An 18,487-nucleotide genomic window follows, 5' to 3' on the forward strand; every position below is an offset into this window, starting at 1 on the left:
GAGGGCCCCGCCGACACGGGCGGTTTCTAGGGATCGTCGCAACACTGGGTTGGTTTGATCAGGCCGTGAGCAGTTTATGCAGGCGCTCGGCTGGGGTTTCCCAGCCGAGCGTTTTGCGTGGGCGGCCGTTGAGTTCGGCGGCGACGGCGTTGAGGTGCTCGCGGGGGTGGACCGAGAGGTCGGTGCCCTTGGGGAAGTACTGCCGCAGCAGGCCGTTGGTGTTCTCGTTCGATCCGCGCTGCCAGGGGCTGGCGGGGTCGCAGAAGTAGACGGGGATGTCGGTGGCGAGGGTGAAGGAGCCGTGGGCGGCCATCTCGGCGCCCTGGTCCCAGGTCAGTGAGCGGGTCAGGTGGCCGGGCAGGCTCTGGACGGTGTTCACCAGGGCGTCGCGCATGCGTTCCGCGCTGCGGCCGTCGGGGAGGTGCACCAGCATCGTGTAGCGGGTGGCGCGCTCGACCAGGGTGCCGATTGCCGAGCCGCTGTCCTTGCCGATGATGAGGTCGCCTTCCCAGTGGCCGGGCACGGCCCGGTCGTCGGCCTCGGCGGGGCGCTCGCCGATCATGATCATCGGGGTGGAGAACCTGGCCTGACGGTGCTGGGCCTGGCGGTGCGGTTTGCGGCGGGTACGTCCGGTGCGCAGGGCTCGGGTGAGTTCGCGGCGGAGTTCGCCGCGGCCCTGGACGTAGAGGGCCTGATAGACGGTCTCGTGGACCACGTGCATCTCCGGCCGCTCGGGGAAGTTCTCCCGCAGAGCCTGACAGATCTGCTCGGGACTCCACCGTAGGGCCAGGCGGGCCTGGATGAAGTCCCGCAGGGCAGGGTTCTGCCCGATCTTCCCGGTCTTGGGCCGGGGCCGGCGGGCATCAGCGCGGACCTGGGCGGCATAAGGCCGGTACTGGCCGTTGACCGGATGCCGGTTGCGGCGGATCTCACGGCTGACGGTGGACGGGCTGCGGCCCAGCTCCGCCGCGATGGCGCGGACCGTGGCCTTCTCCAGCAGCCGGTCGGCTATGTGGATGCGGTCGGCCTCGCACAGATACCGGGACGGGCCGGAAGGCGGTACCACCGCGTTGACCGGTGGTACCGCCTTCCGGCCGCCAGAGGCATGACGGCCGTTTCGCCAGCGCTTGCCTGTGCGGAGGTTGATGCCGACAATCCGGCTGGCCTCCGCGAAGCTCATTCCTTGATCCACAAGCCGGAAGTATTCCTCCCGTTTATGGATCAAAGGAGCATGCCCCGGACGCTTCCGTACCCTGCCGCTCTCGACGTCCATCGCACCCCTTGAACTGGGGTGTTGCGACGACCACTAGAACCCAAGCACGTGTCGGCGGGGCCCTCACCGCTTTTTCGGGGCTCCGACGGCCTGGGTCCGGTGCCCTTGTCGCGGGCCACCGTGTCTGCGGCCCGCGAGCCTCAAAATCTGTGTTTGTCAGCGTAGACATTGCCGCCCGGCACGGTTAGTCTTTTTCTCGTCGACACGGTCAAGTGAGACCCGGCAGACATGAACTGGCGGGTAGCGACATTCGAAGTTCGCAGGTCGGTGCGGTTCCGGAGCTCCGAAGCCAAGGCGTTCGCAGGACGGCGACGGGGCTGGGAACCGCACTGGGCGGCCCGCAGGTCGAGGGGCTGCCACCGGCAGTACCGATGCAGTACCGCAGTACCCGTTTTGGTTCGGAAGAAGGACGGAGGAGCAGACGCCATCAGGATCGCCCGGCCCGGGAAACCCTCGGTCCGGGTACCGCAAGACCCCCGATTGGATGGTGGTCCCCGGTCACGCAGCCGCGATCCCCGCACCCCGCCCCTCACGGGCCGGACAGCGGAAACAGAAGGTCGGCAGAGCATTAGGGCCGACGGATGGTGTTGAATTTCCTTCGGGGCCCTGGTGCCGTACGGCACCAGGGCCCCTCGACGCGTTGCACAACGAGGTGACATGACAGCAGACACACCGCTCAGCGACCGCCTGGACGACGATGACTATCCGGCGTACACCATGGGCCGGGCCGCCGAGATGCTCGGCACGACCCCTGCCTTCCTCCGGGCCATCGGCGAGGCCCGTCTGATCACTCCGCTGCGCTCGGAGGGCGGACACCGCCGGTACTCCCGTTACCAACTGCGGATCGCCGCCCGCGCCCGCGAACTCGTCGACCGGGGCACCCCGATCGAGGCCGCTTGCCGCATCGTCATCCTCGAGGACCAGCTTGAGGAAGCCCAGCGCATAAACGCCGAGTACCGCCGCGCCTCACAGGAGGCATCCGGAGGTTCCAGCCCCCGTCCGAGCTGATCACGGGGCGCGGGGGCGCTCGCGGGTCGGCACCCGTTGACGGCTGCTGCCACCGCCGGCCGGGCCTCCGGCCGATGGCGTCCACCCTCCCGCCTTCTACGGGATTACACCTGGATCTGTGACCGCCGGCCACCCGGTGCTGCGCGGGCGCTCCCGACCGCTCCCGCGCGCCGACGGAGCCCCTCGCCCGCCAGGACACAAGCAGGCGCCACGGGACGAGCAGGCGCCAGGGCGCGAGCAGGCGTACGCGCGGAGTCAGGCCCGCCGAAGCCCGGCACCGTCGCGGCTGTAGCCGGACGACGGGGCGCCGTCACCCCATGCGGACCGGCGTCAACTCGCCCGACGTGCGGCCGATATGGCACCGCGTCACCAATAAACTTTCCTGCGTGACGACCATCCTGCAGGCCACGCAGCGGTGGCTGCTCGGCTTGATGCTGGCCTGCTACGTCCTGGCCGGGGTGTTCCCGGCCCCCGGTGAGGCGCTCCGCGCGGCGGCGGTTCCGGCTCCCGCGGGGGCGGGGGAACTGACGCCCCCCATGGTGTTGTTGGCGGTCATGCTGTTCAACGCGGGCCTGGGGGTCCGGCTCGCCGAGCTGCGGGTGGTGGTGCGGCGGCCGGTGCGGCTGGTGCTCGGGGTCGCCGCCAACGCCCTGTCGCCCCTGATCGTGCTTCCACTGCTGGCGCTCGGTCTGCGCACCTGGCCCGATCCGGCCGAGGCGGAGGGGCTGGTGGTCGGGCTCATGCTGGTGCTGGCGATGCCGATCGCGGGCGGTGCGGCCTCCTGGGGGCAGAACGCGGGCGGGAACGTTCCCCTGGTCGTCGCGATGGTCATCGGTTCCACCCTGCTCAGCCCGCTCACCGTTCCGCTCGGGATGCATGTGGCCGGCGTGCTGGTGGGCCCTTACGGTGCCGGTGCCCTGGACGACACCGCCAAGGTCGATGTCATCGCCCGTACCGGGGCCGGGGTGTTCGCGCTCGTGTCGGTGGTGCTGCCGTGTCTGGTGGGCGTCCTCGCGCGGATGCTGCTCGGCGAGGAGCGGGTCCGCCGCGTCCTGCCCGCGGTCAAGGCGGTCAAGGCGGTCAACCTCGTGAACATCCTGCTGCTGTGCTACGTCAACGCGGCCGGCGCCCTGGGGCAGGCCCTCGCCCACCCGGACCTGCTGCTGCTCGCCCTCGTCCTGTCCGGCGCGGTGTGCTGCCTGGCCTTTTACTGCGGCCGGTGGCTGTCCTCCTGGACGCGCTGCGACCGGCCGGACGGCATCTCCCTCACCTTCGCCACCGGCATGAACAACAGCGGCGCCGCCGCCGTGCTGGCCGCCTGCCGGCTCTCCCACCGCCCAGAAGTGCTGCTGCCGATCCTCTCCTACAGCCTGCCGCAGAAGATCGTCGCGGGCGCGGCGGGCACACCGCCCAGCACCTCCGGCCTCCCGGCCTCCCCTCCCCCACGCGAGCGGCGGCGCCGGCGGCGCCCGGGCGTCAAGGTTGAGTCAAACACTTGCGTCCCGACGCAAGTGTCGCGCTATGCTGCTGGACGTTCGACAACGCTTGAGGCACCTCGTTCGGTGAGGCGTCTTCACGGACACAGGCCACTGACCCCACGACGTCGAGAGACGCCCAGGGTCAGGACAGATCTCCCCGGCCTAAGGGGTGATCCCAAGTGGCTGCCCCTGCCGGGGGATTACGCCGTGGAGTGCCAAAGCTCTGACGAGTTGGGGTGAGCCGCTCCCTTCCGGGCCGGCTGGCTCCTTGCCGTGTCCGTTACGGCGCCCGCGCGCGCCCCGGCCGGGAGGAGGCGAGAGACATGGACGGCACCAGCCACAGTCCGGGCCACAGTAGGCCCCTCATCCGTATGTCCTCGTTGACCTCCGGCACACGGTAACGACCTTCCCCGCACCTTCCCCGACCCTTCCCCGCGCTCTTCCGCGCGACAGCCGACGCGGCCCGTTCCCGTCGCGGCACCCCGCCGCCTCGGGTCCTCGTGCTGCCCGCTCGCGGGGAGGATCGCCGCCGCGCGCCCCAGACCTCCCCCGACGGGGGGAACCGGGAGGCTGTCATGACCGACCTCACCACCACCGCTCCGACCACCGCTCCGACCGTACCCGCGCCCCGCACCACCGCCGTGCTCGACGACGCCCACGTCGGCGACATCCGCGGCGCCCTGGGCACCATCAGGCTGGACGACACGGCTCCGCGCCGGGGCCTGTCCGCCAGGCTCAAGACGCTGCTCGCGATCGTCGGCCCCGGGCTGATCGTGATGGTCGGCGACAACGACGCCGGCGCCTTCGGCACCTACACCCAGGCGGGACAGGACTACGGCACCAGCCTGCTGTGGACCCTCGTCCTGCTGATACCCGTGCTGTACGTGAACCAGGAGATGGTGCTGCGGCTCGGCGCCGTCACCGGGGTCGGGCACGCGCGGCTGATCCTGGAGCGGTTCGGCAGGTTCTGGGGCGCGTTCTCCGTCATCGACCTGTTCCTGCTCAACGCCCTCACGCTCGTCACGGAGTTCATCGGCATCACGCTGGCCGTCGGCTATCTCGGGCTGCCGAAGGTGCCGAGCGTGCTGCTGGCCGCCGTGATCGTGGTGGCCGCCGCGTCCACCGGCTCGTTCCGCCGCTTCGAGCGCACCGCGATCCTGCTGTGCGCCGGCTCGCTGCTGCTCGTCCCCGTCTACTTCATCGTGCACCCCGCCACCGGGCGGATGGCGCACGACCTCGTCGTCCCCGGCATGCCGCAGCACGCCCGGCTGTCGGACGTCATGCTGCTGATCATCGCGATCGTCGGCACGACCGTGGCGCCGTGGCAGCTGTTCTTCCAGCAGTCGTACGTGATCGACAAGCGCATCACCCCGCGCTTCATGCGGTACGAGAAGGCGGACCTGTGGCTGGGCATCGGGATCGTCGTCATCGGCGCCGCCGCGATGATGGGCTTCTGCGCCGCCGCGTTCGCCGGGCACGGGGAGTTCGGCCACTTCACCGACGCCGGTGACGTGGCGACCGGTCTGGAGAGGTACGCGGGGAAGACCGCGGGCGTGCTGTTCGCCGTCGCGCTGCTCGACGCGTCGGTCATCGGCGCCTCCGCCGTCTCCCTCTCCACCGCCTACGCCATCGGCGACGTCATGGGCCTCAAGCACTCCCTGCACCGCGGCGTCAGGGGCGCCAAGGGCTTCTACGCCGTCTTCGCCGGGCTCGTCCTCGCCGCCGCGGTCATCGTCGTCATCCCGGGCTCACCGCTCGGCCTGCTGACCGAGGGCGTACAGACCCTCGCCGGCGTCCTGCTGCCCTCCGCCTCGGTCTTCCTGCTCCTGCTCTGCAACGACAAGGCCGTCCTCGGGCCGTGGGTCAACGGACGCGCGATGAACGTGTTCACCTCCCTCGTCGTCGCCGTCCTCGTCACCCTGTCCGTCATCCTGACCGCGGCCGTCCTCTTCCCGGACATCGGCTCCGCCGCGATCCTCGACATCATGGGGGTCTGCGGCGTCGCCGGTATCCTCGCCCTGGGCTACGCCGAGACGCGCCGCCGCCGCAAGGGCTGGACCCCCGCCGGGCCCGTCGACCGCACCGGCAGGGAGAACTGGCGGATGCCGCCCCTGCGCGAGTTGCCCCGGCCCCTCGTCTCCACCGGCCGCAAGGTCGGCCTCACCGCCCTGCGCGTCTACCTGCTCGCGGCGACGGTCCTGGTCGTCGTCCGCGTCACGCAACTCGCCTTCGGCGGCTGAGCATTCGGCCGGTGCCTCCCGAGCCCCGCGGCCCGGGAGGCACCGGCCCCGGCCGCCGCGTCAGGTGCTGATGGTCGCCGCGGTGTCGAAGCCGTACGTGCGGGCGTAGCCGTTCTCCACGCCGACGAGGAGGTCGACGACCTCGAAGTAGTGGTCCCAGAACGGCGTTTCCCGCAGCGCGTCGATCAGGAGCTGGTACGCCGCGTGGTCGCGGGCCTCCCAGAGCCAGACGTCGGTGACGCGCGTCGAGTAGAACTCGGTGTCGAAGAAGCGGGACCGGACGCCGGTGGTCCTGGCCTCGATCACGGGGACGATCTCGGTGGTGAGGGCGTGCATCCGCTCCTCGGGGGTCTTGTCGAGCCAGGCGCGCGTGGTCTTGACGAGCATGAAGGCGGTGACGGGGGCTTCGGTTTCCTGAGTGGACACAGTGATTCCTTCGGTGAAATTCAGTGAAGTGGGGGTTCGTGCCGGATCGTTACGCCTCCCATCCTGGGAAGTGGCACCCTGTTGCCACAATGGGAACTTCGGCAACGCATCATTGCCGGGAACGGAATGACCCTGGTGACCAGCCCTGAACCGGTGATCGACGCCCAGCTCGCCGTCGCCCTGGACGCCCTGCTGGCCGAGCGGAGCGTCACCCGCGCCGCCGCGCGCCTGCACACCTCGCCCGCGGCCATGAGCCGCACCCTGGCCCGGCTCCGCCGGGTCCTCCAGGACCCCCTCCTCGTCCGGGCCGGACAGCGCATGGTGCCGACCCCGCGCGCCCAGGAGCTGCGGGACGAGGCGGCGGAGGTGGTACGCCGCCTCGGGGCGCTGCTCAGCCCCGGCGCGGAAGTCGACCCGGCCTCCCTGCGCGGCACGTTCACCCTCCAGGCCGCCGACCTGGTCGGCGCGGCGCTCGCCCCCGGGCTGCTGGAGCTGGCCCGGGAGGAGGCGCCGGGGGTCTCGCTGCGGCTGCGGGCGGAGGAGCTGGAGGCCGGGCCGGCCCTCCGCGACGGGCGGATCGACCTGGAGGTCGGGGTGATCGACCACGTCGACCCCGAGACCCGCGTCGAGGAGCTGGTCACGCTGCGGATGGCCGCCGCCGTCCGGCCCGGTCACCCGCTCGCCGGGGAGCCGCTGACCCCGGCCCGGCTCGCCGCCGCGGAACACGTCGCGGTCAGCCGCCGCGGCCGGTTCACCGGGCCCCTCGACGCCGCCCTCGCCGAGCGGGACCTCCGCCGGCGGGTCACCGCCGTCCTCCCCAGCCACCTGGCCGCGATGCACCTCGTCGCCCACAGCGACGTCGTCTGCCTCGTCCCCGCCGCCGTCCCCGGCGCCGCCCCCTCGCCCCTCACCCGGACCGCCACCGCCCTCGGCCTCCGCCTCCTCGACGTCCCCCTGCCGCTCCCGCCCGTGGCCATGGGCATGGCCTGGCACCCGCGCCACGCCGCCGACGGAGCCCACCGCTGGCTCCGCGAGGCCGTCCGCCGGACGCTGACCGGGAGCGTCCCGTCGGCGCGGGACCATCCCCCGTCCCCCGAACTCCCGCCCGGTGAGAGCGGGTTGTGACAGAGAACCCCCGATCTCGTCGACCCCGTGTCCGTGCCGGCCACATGATGCGAACGACCGTTCAGCGCTCATCACCACCGCTCGTCGACGACGGGCGACCCAGGGAGTCGGCATGCCCTTCACCACCGTTCGCGACACCCGCGTCCACTACGAGAGCGAGGGCCGGGGTCCGGGCCTGGTCCTGGTGCACGGCACCGGCGGGGACGCCGAGAAGGTCTTCGGCGGCGTCGTGCCGTACTTCGCCGGCGACCACACGGTCGTCCGCCCCAACTTCAGCGGCAGCGGCCTGACCGCCGACGACGGCGATCCGCTCACCATGGACCTCATCGCCGCCCAGGTCGCCGGGGCGGCGCGCGCCGCGGTCGACGGTCCAGTCGACCTCCTCGGCTTCTCGCTGGGCGCGGTCGCGGCCGCGGCCGTCGCCGCCGAGCACCCCGGGCTGGTGCGCCGCCTCGTCCTGGTCGCCGGCTGGTCCCACTCGACCGGGCCCCGCGACCGGTTCTACTTCGAGACCTGGCTCCGGCTGGGCCGTACGGACCGCGAGCTGTTCAAGCGGTTCTGCGCGCTGACGGGCTACGGCGCGGCCGCCCTCGACGGCTTCGGCCACGACGGGCTCGCGCGGTACCTCGACGACGCCTGGCCGCCCGTCGGCATGCTCCGCCAGATCGAGCTCGGGCTGCGCGTCGACATCCGCGGCCTGCTGCCGCGCATCACCGCGCCGACCCTGGTCGTGGGGTTCGCGGACGACGCGATGATCCCGTTCTCCGGTTCGCGGGACCTGCACGCCGCGATCCCCGGCAGCCGCCTCGTGGGGGTCCCCGGCCAGGGCCACATGGACTGGTTCGGCGACCCGAGCGGGCTGGCGTCCCTCACTCGCGCCTTCCTCGACGACACGACGGCGCCCACCGCGTGACCGCGCGCCCGGGGGCACCCGGGCGCACCCCCTCCGTTCCGCCGCGTTCCCGGGCGGCCCCTTACACTCGTCTGTCGGGTCCGTGACCGGACCCCCGCACCACGTGATCACGTCGTGCACGCCGGACAGTGGAGGAACCGGGGACATGGGAGCGGGCACACCTGCCACCGCGGTACGCCGCGGCCGCCGCCGCGCGAGCGGCGCGCTGGAGTGCGAGGTCCTCGCGGCCCTGCGCCGAGCGGGCACCCCGCTGACCCCGCGCGAGGTCCAGCGGGAACTGCCGGGCGCCCTCACCTACTGCACCGTCGTGATCATCCTCCGCCGCCTGCACGGCAAGCACATGCTCACCCGCACGCCCCGGGGCCGGGGGTACGCGTACGCGGCGGTCTGACCGCGCCGCCGTCGGCGGCCCCTCAACACCCCAGCCACAGCCGCCGGTTGCGCGCCACCGTGTGGACGCGGTCCACGCGGTCCGGGTGGAGGACGCCCCCGAGGACCCCCAGCCCCGCCACCTGACGCAGCGTCAGCACACGCACGTCGCCGCGCTCGGACTCGTCGTGCACCTCCGTGGCGCCCGTCAGGACGACGACCGGGCCCACCGGGACCGGGAAGCCGCAGCCGCGGGTGAGGACGAGGGAGGCGCGGGCCGCGGTCTGGCGGGCGTGGCGGACGGCGGGGCGGGGGTGGCGTTCGCGGGGGACGCGGATCGCGGCGTCGTCCGTCCGCGCCGGGGTGCGCCGGGTGGGTTCGACGAGGACGGCGAAGACGCCGCCGGGGCCGATCAGCAGGTGCGGGATGACGGCGTCGCCGGGCAGGACGACGGAGTGCAGCACCTCCCAGCCGCCCGCGGTCAGACCGTCCAGGGCCGCTCCGACCTGCTGTTCGGCGGCCAGGGCCCGGCGCCAGCGGTCCTCCACGGGCCGGCGGCCGAGCAGCCGGGCCAGCAGGAGGGTGCCGCGGCCGGCGCGGGACGTGTCGAGCCGGGCGCGGAGGGTCTCGCCGGGGCGGTTGGGTGCCAGGTCGTCGTCGGGAGGCAGGAACAGCCGGTCCGGGTCGTACCTCCGCCCGACCGCCCCGCCCTTCGCCCCCGGACCCGCTCCGGCTCCCGTTCCCGGCCGCTCGCGCACGCCCATCACCCCCACCCGCCATCTTGCCGCAGGACGGCGGCGCCGGACCCGTACGCCGCTCGCCGGGTCGGGTGCGGGTCCCGCACACCACCCCACCAAAGTCCGCATTCCGGACATGGAGGTGCGCGAGAGGCGAGCCGTCGAGTAGAACACCCGTATGTGGGTCGTTCTGCTGATCGTGACGTGCGTGGTCGCCGTCGCCGCCTGCGCCCGTCTGTGCCACGCCGCGATGGCGGCGGCGGGCCCCGCGCCCGGCCCGGCCGCCGCCGGGTTCGACGCCCTGACGCTGTACGAGACGGCATTTCTGAACGGCGGCCCGGGCCGGGTCACCGACCTCACGCTGGTCGCGATGGCCCGGCAGCGGCGGCTGCTGCTGGCCCATACGGGGTGGGCGACCGTCGTCGACCCGGTGGGCCGGGACGAGGTCGAGCGGTCGGTGATCACCGCGATGGGCCCCGACGGCCAGTCCCCCGTGCCGCGCATACGCGCCGCGCACGGCACGGCCGACGCGGTGCGCGCCCTCGCGGACCGGCTCACGGCCGCCGGCCTGGTGGTGCCCGCGCGGGTCCGCCAGGAGGTCGCCGGTGCCGTCCGGCAGGTCCGGGCGGCCTGTGTGCTGTCCCTGCTCACCGCGGTGGCCACGCTGCTGACGCTGCCGGACGGCGCCGCGTTCGGGCGGACCGCCGGCTGGCTGGCCGTGCCGCTGGTGCTGACCGCCGGCTGCCTGGCCATCGCGCGGTACGAGGTGAACCCCGACACCCTCTGGGCCTCCACCGCCGGCCGGGCGCTCCTCGACCAGGCGCCGGTGGTCCGCCCGGCCGACGACACCGGGCAGGACGACGTCGGCCTGCTCACCTCACTGGCCGTCCACGGCCGCCGCGCCCTCCGCGACCCGGAACTGCGCGCCGCCCTCGCGGAGACCCTGGCGGCCCACCGCTACTGACGCGCCACGGGCCGCGCTCGGGGTCCGCCCGGGACGGGGGCGGGGCGGGGGCGGGGTCCATCGGGCCCAACTCCCCCGACATCTCCCCCCGGTGCTTTACTTCGCCGGTCTGCGAATCGAATATCCCTTTTGTCGCAAATAGATATGAAGGGACGCCCGTGCGCGCAGTCGCCCTCTACGGAACCGTCGGATCCCTCCTCCTCACCGGCCTCACCACCCTCGCCTCCGCTCCGGCCGCCCACGGCACCGGAACACTCCACTCCCCCTCAGTCCCCACGGCCCCCGCGGGCCCCACAGCACCCTCCGCCGCCGACAGCCCCGCCGAGGCCCGCGGCGTGGCGCTCGCGGCCGAGCGGGCCGCGGCCAAGGGCATCGCGTTCGGCGCCTGCCCGGCCGTCGAGGGCCTGCCCGCACCCGTGGAGTGCGGCACGTTCTCCGTCCCGGTGGACTACGCCCGCCCCAACGGCAAGCACATCAGCCTCACCGTCAGCAGGGGCCACGCCACCGGCGACCGCTCGCTCCGGCAGGGCGCGCTCGTCTTCAACCCCGGCGGCCCCGGCGGCTCCGGGATGATCTTCCCGCTGCTGGCCGGTCTGCCGGCGTGGAAGAGGCTCGCCGAGGCGTACGACTTCATCGGCTACGCGCCGCGCGGCGTCGGCCGCTCCGCCCCGCTCTCCTGCGTGGACCCGGCCCGCTTCGAGCGCGGCCCGAGCGACGCCCCCGAGCACCCCACCGCCGCGTACAAACGGCAGCGGATCGCCCAGGCCAAGGCGTACGCGCGGGGCTGCCTCCGCAAGGCCGGCCCCGACCTCCGGCACTTCACCAGCCGCAACAACGCCCGCGACCTCGACGTCCTGCGCGCGGCCCTCGGCGAGCGGCGGCTCAACTATGTCGGGGCGTCGTACGGGACGTACTTCGGCGCCGTCTACGCCACCCTCTTCCCCGGGCACGTCCGGCGCATGGTCTTCGACAGCGTCGTCAACCCGTCCCCGCGCAAGATCTGGTACCAGAACAACCTCGACCAGTCCGCCGCCTTCGAGCGCCGCTGGTACGACTGGCGCCGCTGGGCGGCCCGGCACCACGCCGTCTACCGCCTGGGCCGCACCGAGCACGAGGTGCTGGCCGCGTACCACAAGGCCGTCGACCGGCTGCGCCGCCGTCCCGCGGGCGGCAAGGTCGGGCCGGCGCAGCTCCAGGCCCTGTTCCTCAAGGCCGGCTACACGGACACCGCCTGGGCGCGGGCGGCGGGGGCGCTCGCCGCGTATCTGCGCGGCGACGAGGGGCAGTTGGTCGCCCTCGCCGGCGGCGGCGCCTCCGGGAGCCCGGCCGCAGAGAACGGCAACGCCGTCTACACGGCCGTCGAGTGCAACGACGCGTCCTGGCCGCGCGACTGGTCCCGGTGGAACCGCGACAACGACCACCTGGCCCGGCGGGCGCCGTTCGAGACGTGGAGCAACGCCTTCATGAACCTGCCGTGCGCCTACTGGAAAGCGCCGCGGCAGCGGCCGTTCGAGGTCGGGACGGCCCGCAGGGCGCTGCCGCCCGTCCTGCTGCTGGCCGCCGAACGGGACGCGGCCACCCCGTACGCGGGCGCCCTGGAGCTGCTGCGCCGGCTGCGCGGCTCGGCGGCCCTGGTCACCGAGCGGGACGCGGGGACGCACGGGATCGGCGGCGGCCCGAACGCCTGCGTCAACGGGTACTTCGAGAAGTACCTGCTCACGGGTGAGCTGCCGACCCGGAACGTGACGTGCGCGGGCCGCCCGGAGCCACGGGCGACCTGAGACCGCGACGAGAACGGCCGCCGGCCGGGCCTCCCAAGCCCGGCCGGCGGCCGTTCGTCGTCACAGGGCGTCGTCAGCGGACGCCGTCACCGGGCTCAGGCCAGCCCGGCCACCAGGTCCGCGACCGCCTTGCGGCGGCCGGTGAAGAACGGGACCTCCTCGCGGACGTGCATCCGCGCCTCGGACGCCCGCAGGTGGCGCATCAGGTCGACGATCCGGTGCAGCTCGTCGGCCTCGAAGGCGAGGATCCACTCGTAGTCGCCGAGCGAGAAGGACGCGACCGTGTTGGCCCGGACGTCCGGGTAGCCGCGGGCCATCTTGCCGTGGTCGGCCAGCATGCGGCGGCGGTCCTCGTCGGGCAGCAGGTACCAGTCGTACGAGCGGACGAAGGGGTAGACGCTGACGTACTCGCGGGGGTTCTCGTCCGCGAGGAACGCCGGGATGTGCGACTTGTTGAACTCGGCGGGGCGGTGCAGCGCCATGTTCGACCACACCGGCTCCAGGGCGCGCCCGAGGCGGGTGCGGCGGAAGCGGCTGTAGGCGCTCTGGAGCGCGTCCGACGTCTCCGAGTGCCACCAGATCATCACGTCGGCGTCGGCCCGGAGCCCGGAGAGGTCGTACGTGCCGCGCACGGTGACGTCCTCCTTGGCGAGGGCCGCGAACAGCTCCTCGACCTCCTCCGCCCAGCCGGAGCGGTCCTCCGGGAGCACGTCGCGCAGCTTGAACACCGACCAGAGCGTGTAGCGGATGACCTCGTTGAGGTCCTTGGCCTTCTTGCCGGCGTTCGGGATCTTCTGGGCGTCAGTCGTCATGCCCCCTATTGTCCCCCCCGCGCCCCCGGCACCCTGCGGCAGGGTGGCCATCAGCTCCTCGGCCGCGCGGCGGGCGCCGCCGACGCAGGCCGGGATGCCGACGCCGTCGTAGGCCGCGCCGCAGACCCGCAGCCGGGGCAGGCCCGCGACCCGCTCGCGGACGCGCGCCACCCGGTCGAGGTGGCCGACGGGGTACTGCGGGAGGCCGTTGTCCCAACGGGTGACGCGGGACGCGATCGGCGTGGCGTCCAGGCCGACCGCCTCGTGGAGGTCGGCGAGGGACAGCTTGACCAGGTCGGCGTCGTCGCGGTGCAGGTCGTCCTCGTCGCCGTAGCGGCCGAGGGAGGTGCGCAGCACGAAGACGTCGGGGTCGGCGGCGGCGATCCAGCCCCACTTGTTACTGGCGAAGGTGGACGCCTTGATCCGCCGGCCGTCGCCGGGCGGCACGAGGAAGCCGCTGCCCGCCGGGAGCCCGGCCACGTCGGAGCGGCGGAAGGCCAGCGTGACCAGGGCCATGGAGGCGTACTCGACGTCGGCCAGGTCGGCCGCGGCGGTGTCCGCCGTGCCGGCGAGCAGCCGGGCGGTGGCGGGCGCGGGCGTGGCGAGGACGACGCCGTCGGCGGCCAGGCGGGCGTCGCCGAGGTCGAGACGCCAGCCGTCGGCGGTCCGGTGCAGGCCGGCCACCGGGGTGCCGGTGCGGATCTCGCCGCCGGCCGCGCGTACGGCGTCGGCGGCGGCGAGCGGCAGCCGGCCGATGCCGCCGTCGATGCCCGCGAAGACCGGTCCCGCGTTCGGCGGGGCGGCGGCGATCAGCGCGCGGACGCCCTCGGTGAGCGAGCGCCGGCCGCGGGCGGCCTCGAAGAGGGTGGGGACGGCGGCGCGCATCGAGGTGCGGTAGGCGTCGCCCGCGTAGACGCCGCCGAGCAGCGGTTCGACGAGCCGGTCGACGACCTCGGGGCCGAACCGCCCGGCGACGTAGGCGCCCACGGCGACGTCCTCGCCCGGCTCGGTGGGCGGCAGGTCCGCCTCGCGGGCGGCGGCGGCCAGGCCGTCCGGCGAGAGGACCCCGGAGGCGGCGAGCGCGTCGAGGTCGCCGGGGACGCCCATCAGCTGGCCCTTGGGCAGCGGGCGGAGGCCGTCCCGGGTCCAGACGCCGGCGGTGGCGGTGGCCGGCGGCTGGAGGCGGTCGCCGAGGCCGACGGCGCGGGCGAGCGCGACGCCCTCGGGGCGGCGGGCGAGCATCGACTCGGCGCCCAGGTCCACGGGGACGCCGGCGATCTCCCCCGCGAGCAGCTTGCCGCCGACCCGGCCGGAGCCTTCCAGGACCGTGACGCGCACACCCCCCTCCAGCAACCGGAGGGCGGCGGCCAGTCCGGAGATGCCGCCGCCGACGACGGCCACGTGGGGGGCGCGGGTGTGGGCTTCGCTGCTCATGGGCTCACTGTCTCAGACGGCGCCGGACCGGCGCTCCGCACCCCATTGACATGCGGCGGGGAGCCCGCCAAGACTCTCGACCGAACGGTCAGTCGGTGCTTCCGGGGGCCGTTCGCCGAGGCCCGCCGTCCGTTCGGCCCCTCCCGCCGTCCGCCCGACCGCTTACGGAGACCGCATGAACGACCGCATCCGCGACGTCTACGTCGTCGACGCCGTCCGCACGCCCCTCGGCCGCTACGGCGGCGCGCTCGCCGGCGTCCGCCCGGACGACCTGGCCGCCCACGTCGTCCGGTCCCTGGTGGCCCGGGCGCCCGCGCTCGACCCGGCGCGGATCGACGAGGTGGTGCTGGGCAACGCCAACGGCGCCGGCGAGGAGAACCGGAACGTGGGCCGGATGGCCGTCCTGCTCGCCGGACTGCCGGTGACCGTCCCCGGATCGACGGTCAACCGGCTGTGCGCCTCCGGCCTGGAGGCCGTCGTCCAGGCGTACCGGGCGATCGCCGTCGGCGACGCGTCGGTGGTCGTCGCGGGCGGCGTGGAGTCGATGAGCCGCGCGCCCTATGTGCTGCCCAAACCGGACCGCGCCTACCCGGCCGGCCACCAGGAGCTGTACTCGACGACCCTCGGCTGGCGGATGACCAACCCGGCGATGCCGGAGCGGTGGACGGTCTCCCTGGGCGAGGGCGCCGAGCTGATCGCCGCCAAGCACGGCATCTCCCGCGCGGACCAGGACGCGTACGCCCTGGCCAGCCACCGGAAGGCGGCCCGCGCGTGGAAGGAGGGCGCGTTCGCCGACGAGGTGGTGTTCCCGCCGGACGTGGAGCTCGCCCGCGACGAGAGCATCCGCGACACCACGTCGGAGGAGGCCCTGGCCAAGCTGAAGCCCGCGTTCCGGCCGGAGGGCGGTACCGTCACGGCGGGCAACTCCTGCCCGCTGAACGACGGCGCGGCCGCCCTGCTGCTCTGTGACGAGGAGGGCCTGCGGGCGACCGGCCGGGAACCGCTGGCCCGCGTCCGGGCGTCGGCCGTCACCGGCACCGAGCCCGACCTGTACGGGCTGGGCCCGGTCGAGGCGGTGCGCCGGGCCCTGGCCCGGGCCGGCCGCTCCTTCGCCGACCTGACACACTTCGAGCTCAACGAGGCGTACGCCGCCCAGGTCCTGGGATGCTTCGCGGAGTGGCCGGAGCTCGACCCCGCCCTGGTGAACCGGCACGGCGGGGCACTGGCGATCGGACACCCCCTGGGGTGCTCCGGCGCCCGGCTCGCCGGTACGGTGGCCCATCAGCTCGCGGCGGCCGGTTCCGGTATCGGAGTGGCGGCGCTGTGCATCGGCGTGGGGCAGGGGCAGGCGCTGGTGCTGGAGCGCTGATCCGCCCCTCCGCTTACCGAGAGGCAATCCCCGCATGCGCACCACCGTCGGCATCATCGGAGCCGGCCCCGCCGGACTGCTGCTCGCCCGGCTGCTGCGCCGGGCGGGCGTCGACTGCGTGGTGCTGGAGGCGCGCGACCGGGAGTACGTCGAGCGCCGGCAGCGGGCCGCGCTGCTGGAGCAGGGCGCGGTGGACGTGCTGCGGGCCTGCGGCGCCGCGGACCGGCTGGACCGGGAGGGCGTCCGGCACGACGGCTTCGAGCTGCGGCACCGCGGGCGGCAGCAGCGGTTCGGGGTCGCGGCGCTGACCGGCGGCCGGGCGAACACGCTCTACCCGCAGACCGAGATCGTCAAGGACCTGATCGCGCTGGTGACGGCCGGCGGCACGCCTCTGCTGTTCGAGTCCCCGGTGACCGCGGTCGAGGGGCTCGACGGCGACCGGCCGGTGCTCCGGTACACCCGCGACGGCCGCGAGGAGACCCTGGAGTGCTCCTACGTGGCGGGCTGCGACGGCTCGTTCGGCGCCGCCCGCCGGGCACTGCTCGCCACCGGCGCGGCCCGGCTGCACGAGCGCGTCTACCCGTACGCGTGGCTGGGCGTCTTCGCCGACGCGCCGCCCGCCTCCGACGAGTTGATCCTCTCCGGGCACGAGCGCGGCTTCGCCCTGCACAGCATGCGGTCGCCGGAGATCTCCCGGCACTACCTCCAGGTCCCGGCCGGCACCGTGCCGGAGGACTGGCCCGACGACCGGATGTGGGCCGAGCTCGACGCCCGGCTGGCCGTCCCCGGCCACCCCCTCCACCACGGCCCGGTGACGGCCAAGGCCGTGATCCCGCTGCGCGGCCAGGTCGTCGAACCGATGCGGTACGGGCGGCTGCTGCTGGCCGGGGACGCCGCGCACCTCGTCCCGCCCACCGGCGCCAAGGGCCTCAACCTGGCCTTCGCGGACGTCGTCACGATGGCCCGGGGCCTCGCCCACCGACGGCGGACCGGCTCGACCGCGCTCCTGGACCGCTACTCGGAGCTGTGCCTGCGCCGGGTGTGGCAGGTACAGGAGTTCTCGCACGCCATGACCCTGCTGCTGCACGCGGCGCCGGACGCCGACGCCTACGAGCGACGACTGCGCACGGCCCGGCTCGACCGGCTGACGGGACCCACCGCCGCGGCGGCCGAGTTCGCGGAGAACTACGCGGGGCTGCCGATGGACGCGCCCCTCATCTGACGGGCCGCCCGAGGGGTTGGCGCGGTCGCCGGGCGCCCCTTTCACCGTTTCCTGGGGCCGGCCCCAGACCCCCGAAAACCGCGTTCCGCGCGGTTGTCCTCAATCGCCGGATGGGCTGATGCAGCCCGTCCGGCGATTGAGGACGCGCGCCGCAGGGGCGCTCGGGGTGCGGGGGCTCGCCCCTGCGAGAAACGGTGAAAGGGAGGGACCGGGGCAACACCCCGCTAGCGCGCCGTGCGCTCGTGCACGAACTCCACCAGCCGCGTCAGGGCGGCCGGGTCCGTGGTGGGCAGGACACCGTGGCCGAGGTTGAAGACGTGCCCCTCCAGGCCGCGGGCGGCCTCCAGGATCTCGGCCGCCTTGGCCTCCACCGCCTCGCGCGGGGCGAACAGGACGGCCGGGTCCAGGTTGCCCTGGATCGCCTTGCCGGGGCCGACGCGCCGGGCCGCCTCGTCCAGCGGCACCCGCCAGTCCGCGCCCACGACGTCCGCGCCCGCCTCGCCCATGAGACCGAGCAGCTCGCCCGTTCCCACGCCGAAGTGGATGCGGGGCACGCCGTAGCCCGCGACGGCGTCGAAGACCTTGGCGGAGGCCGGCATGACGTGCCGGCGGTAGTCGGCCGGGGCCAGGGCGCCGACCCAGGAGTCGAAGAGCTGGACCGCGGAGGCGCCCGCCTCGATCTGCACCTTCAGGAAGGCCGCGGTGATGTCCGCGAGCCGGTCCATCAGGTCGGCCCAGAGCTCCGGATCGCCGTACATCAGCGCCTTGGTGTGCTCGTGGTTGCGCGAGGGGCCGCCCTCGACCAGGTAGCTGGCCAGGGTGAAGGGGGCGCCGGCGAAGCCGATGAGCGGGGTGGCGCCCAGCTCGGCGGTGAGCATCCGGACGGCCTCGGTCACGTAGGAGACGTCGCCGGCCTCCAGCGGGCGCAGCCGCTCCAGGTCGGCGCGGGTGCGGATCGGCCGCTCGACGACCGGGCCGACGCCGGGCTTGATGTCGAGGTCGATGCCGATGGCCTTCAGCGGCACCACGATGTCGCTGAAGAAGATGGCGGCGTCCACGTTGTGCCGGCGCACCGGCTGGAGCGTGATCTCGGTGACCAGCTCGGGCCGCATGCAGGACTCCAGCATGGGGATGCCCTCGCGGACCTTGCGGTACTCGGGGAGCGAGCGGCCCGCCTGCCGCATGAACCACACCGGCGTGTGCGGCACGGGCTCGCGCCGGCACGCCCGCAGGAACGCCGAATCGTATGCCGCGCCGCGGCCCGTCTGCTGCTCGCCCATCTCACTCATGCCCCAAATCTTCGCACGGGCCGAACGAGTGACCCGCGCATGTGGGT

Annotated in this window: 14 protein-coding genes, 2 pseudogenes and 1 riboswitch; of the genes and pseudogenes, 10 read left to right on the forward strand and 6 right to left on the reverse strand. The window is 73.9% G+C overall.

The features are described from left to right. Positions 1-58: 58 nt before the first annotated feature. On the reverse strand, positions 59-1,180 hold the full coding sequence (locus K7I03_RS07185; RefSeq protein WP_185946280.1) for an IS30 family transposase: 1,122 nt from the start codon (positions 1,178-1,180) through the stop codon (positions 59-61). Between the two features lie 750 nt (positions 1,181-1,930). Here K7I03_RS07185 and K7I03_RS07190 point away from each other — a divergent pair. From K7I03_RS07190 to K7I03_RS07200, 3 genes and pseudogenes are all read left to right on the forward strand, one after another. Next, positions 1,931-2,281, forward strand: coding sequence for a helix-turn-helix domain-containing protein (locus K7I03_RS07190; RefSeq protein ID WP_185943197.1), 351 nt, complete (start codon positions 1,931-1,933; stop codon positions 2,279-2,281). 431 nt (positions 2,282-2,712) lie between these two features. Next, positions 2,713-3,612 (forward strand): annotated as a pseudogene (locus tag K7I03_RS34255) (bile acid:sodium symporter family protein); the annotation flags it as partial. Between the two features lie 216 nt (positions 3,613-3,828). Further along, positions 3,829-4,002, forward strand: a riboswitch (M-box (ykoK) riboswitch). A gap of 332 nt (positions 4,003-4,334) precedes the next feature. Next, positions 4,335-5,999 (forward strand): NRAMP family divalent metal transporter, encoded by a 1,665-nt coding sequence (locus K7I03_RS07200; protein ID WP_185943199.1) that lies wholly within the window; start codon positions 4,335-4,337, stop codon positions 5,997-5,999. Between the two features lie 60 nt (positions 6,000-6,059). On the opposite strand, the gene K7I03_RS07205 is transcribed toward K7I03_RS07200, so the two are convergent. Further along, on the reverse strand, positions 6,060-6,425 hold the full coding sequence (locus K7I03_RS07205) for a darcynin family protein (RefSeq protein ID WP_185943200.1): 366 nt from the start codon (positions 6,423-6,425) through the stop codon (positions 6,060-6,062). A gap of 126 nt (positions 6,426-6,551) precedes the next feature. On the opposite strand from K7I03_RS07205, the gene K7I03_RS07210 reads away from it, so the two are divergent. From K7I03_RS07210 to K7I03_RS07220, 3 genes are all read left to right on the forward strand, one after another. Continuing rightward, complete coding sequence (locus tag K7I03_RS07210) at positions 6,552-7,550, forward strand: LysR family transcriptional regulator (protein ID WP_185943201.1); 999 nt, start codon at positions 6,552-6,554, stop codon at positions 7,548-7,550. Between the two features lie 112 nt (positions 7,551-7,662). After that, entirely contained in the window at positions 7,663-8,463 is an 801-nt protein-coding gene (locus K7I03_RS07215; RefSeq protein WP_185943202.1) for an alpha/beta fold hydrolase, read from the forward strand. A 145-nt stretch (positions 8,464-8,608) separates the two neighbouring features. Further along, positions 8,609-8,854, forward strand: coding sequence for a BlaI/MecI/CopY family transcriptional regulator (locus K7I03_RS07220; protein ID WP_185943203.1), 246 nt, complete (start codon positions 8,609-8,611; stop codon positions 8,852-8,854). 22 nt (positions 8,855-8,876) lie between these two features. Here K7I03_RS07220 and K7I03_RS07225 read toward each other — a convergent pair whose 3' ends face one another. Then, positions 8,877-9,590, reverse strand: coding sequence for a nuclease-related domain-containing protein (locus tag K7I03_RS07225; RefSeq protein WP_185943204.1), 714 nt, complete (start codon positions 9,588-9,590; stop codon positions 8,877-8,879). A gap of 157 nt (positions 9,591-9,747) precedes the next feature. Here K7I03_RS07225 and K7I03_RS07230 point away from each other — a divergent pair, with 157 nt between their 5' ends. Together K7I03_RS07230 and K7I03_RS07235 are read left to right on the forward strand one after the other, a co-directional pair. Continuing rightward, complete coding sequence (locus tag K7I03_RS07230; RefSeq protein ID WP_185943205.1) at positions 9,748-10,533, forward strand: TIGR04222 domain-containing membrane protein; 786 nt, start codon at positions 9,748-9,750, stop codon at positions 10,531-10,533. A gap of 158 nt (positions 10,534-10,691) precedes the next feature. After that, complete coding sequence (locus K7I03_RS07235) at positions 10,692-12,314, forward strand: alpha/beta hydrolase (protein WP_185943206.1); 1,623 nt, start codon at positions 10,692-10,694, stop codon at positions 12,312-12,314. Positions 12,315-12,409: 95 nt separating this feature from the next. Here K7I03_RS07235 and hemQ read toward each other — a convergent pair whose 3' ends face one another. Together hemQ and hemG are read right to left on the reverse strand one after the other, a co-directional pair. Then, positions 12,410-13,177: a hydrogen peroxide-dependent heme synthase gene (hemQ, locus tag K7I03_RS07240; protein WP_317988288.1), complete on the reverse strand. Its 768-nt coding sequence runs from the start codon at positions 13,175-13,177 to the stop codon at positions 12,410-12,412. Beyond that, positions 13,163-14,560 (reverse strand): annotated as a pseudogene (gene hemG / locus K7I03_RS07245) (protoporphyrinogen oxidase); the annotation flags it as partial. The gene hemQ and the pseudogene hemG, both read right to left, overlap by 15 nt. 175 nt (positions 14,561-14,735) lie before the next feature. Between hemG and K7I03_RS07250 the strand changes: the two are divergent. Continuing rightward, positions 14,736-15,929, forward strand: a complete 1,194-nt coding sequence (locus K7I03_RS07250) for a thiolase family protein (protein ID WP_185943209.1) — start codon at positions 14,736-14,738, stop codon at positions 15,927-15,929. 34 nt (positions 15,930-15,963) lie between these two features. Further along, the gene (locus K7I03_RS07255; protein WP_185943210.1) at positions 15,964-17,151 is read left to right on the forward strand and encodes a 4-hydroxybenzoate 3-monooxygenase; all 1,188 of its coding nucleotides are present in this window, start codon (positions 15,964-15,966) and stop codon (positions 17,149-17,151) included. 224 nt (positions 17,152-17,375) lie between these two features. Here K7I03_RS07255 and hemE read toward each other — a convergent pair whose 3' ends face one another. Next, complete coding sequence (gene hemE, locus K7I03_RS07260; protein WP_185943264.1) at positions 17,376-18,431, reverse strand: uroporphyrinogen decarboxylase; 1,056 nt, start codon at positions 18,429-18,431, stop codon at positions 17,376-17,378. Positions 18,432-18,487 lie beyond the last annotated feature (56 nt).

It is taken from the genome of Streptomyces mobaraensis, assembly GCF_020099395.1.
GTDB lineage: Bacteria > Actinomycetota > Actinomycetes > Streptomycetales > Streptomycetaceae > Streptomyces.

Excerpts from the sequence above, each read along its gene's own strand:
- K7I03_RS07185 (WP_185946280.1), bottom strand. The coding sequence starts at position 1,180 with ATGAGCTTCGCGGAGGCCAGCCGGATTGTCGGCATCAACCTCCGCACA.
- K7I03_RS07190 (WP_185943197.1), top strand. The coding sequence starts at position 1,931 with ATGACAGCAGACACACCGCTCAGCGACCGCCTGGACGACGATGACTAT.
- K7I03_RS07200 (WP_185943199.1), top strand. The coding sequence starts at position 4,335 with ATGACCGACCTCACCACCACCGCTCCGACCACCGCTCCGACCGTACCC.
- K7I03_RS07210 (WP_185943201.1), top strand. The coding sequence starts at position 6,552 with ATGACCCTGGTGACCAGCCCTGAACCGGTGATCGACGCCCAGCTCGCC.
- K7I03_RS07215 (WP_185943202.1), top strand. The coding sequence starts at position 7,663 with ATGCCCTTCACCACCGTTCGCGACACCCGCGTCCACTACGAGAGCGAG.
- K7I03_RS07220 (WP_185943203.1), top strand. The coding sequence starts at position 8,609 with ATGGGAGCGGGCACACCTGCCACCGCGGTACGCCGCGGCCGCCGCCGC.
- K7I03_RS07230 (WP_185943205.1), top strand. The coding sequence starts at position 9,748 with ATGTGGGTCGTTCTGCTGATCGTGACGTGCGTGGTCGCCGTCGCCGCC.
- hemQ (WP_317988288.1), bottom strand. The coding sequence starts at position 13,177 with ATGGCCACCCTGCCGCAGGGTGCCGGGGGCGCGGGGGGGACAATAGGG.
- K7I03_RS07250 (WP_185943209.1), top strand. The coding sequence starts at position 14,736 with ATGAACGACCGCATCCGCGACGTCTACGTCGTCGACGCCGTCCGCACG.
- K7I03_RS07255 (WP_185943210.1), top strand. The coding sequence starts at position 15,964 with ATGCGCACCACCGTCGGCATCATCGGAGCCGGCCCCGCCGGACTGCTG.
- hemE (WP_185943264.1), bottom strand. The coding sequence starts at position 18,431 with ATGGGCGAGCAGCAGACGGGCCGCGGCGCGGCATACGATTCGGCGTTC.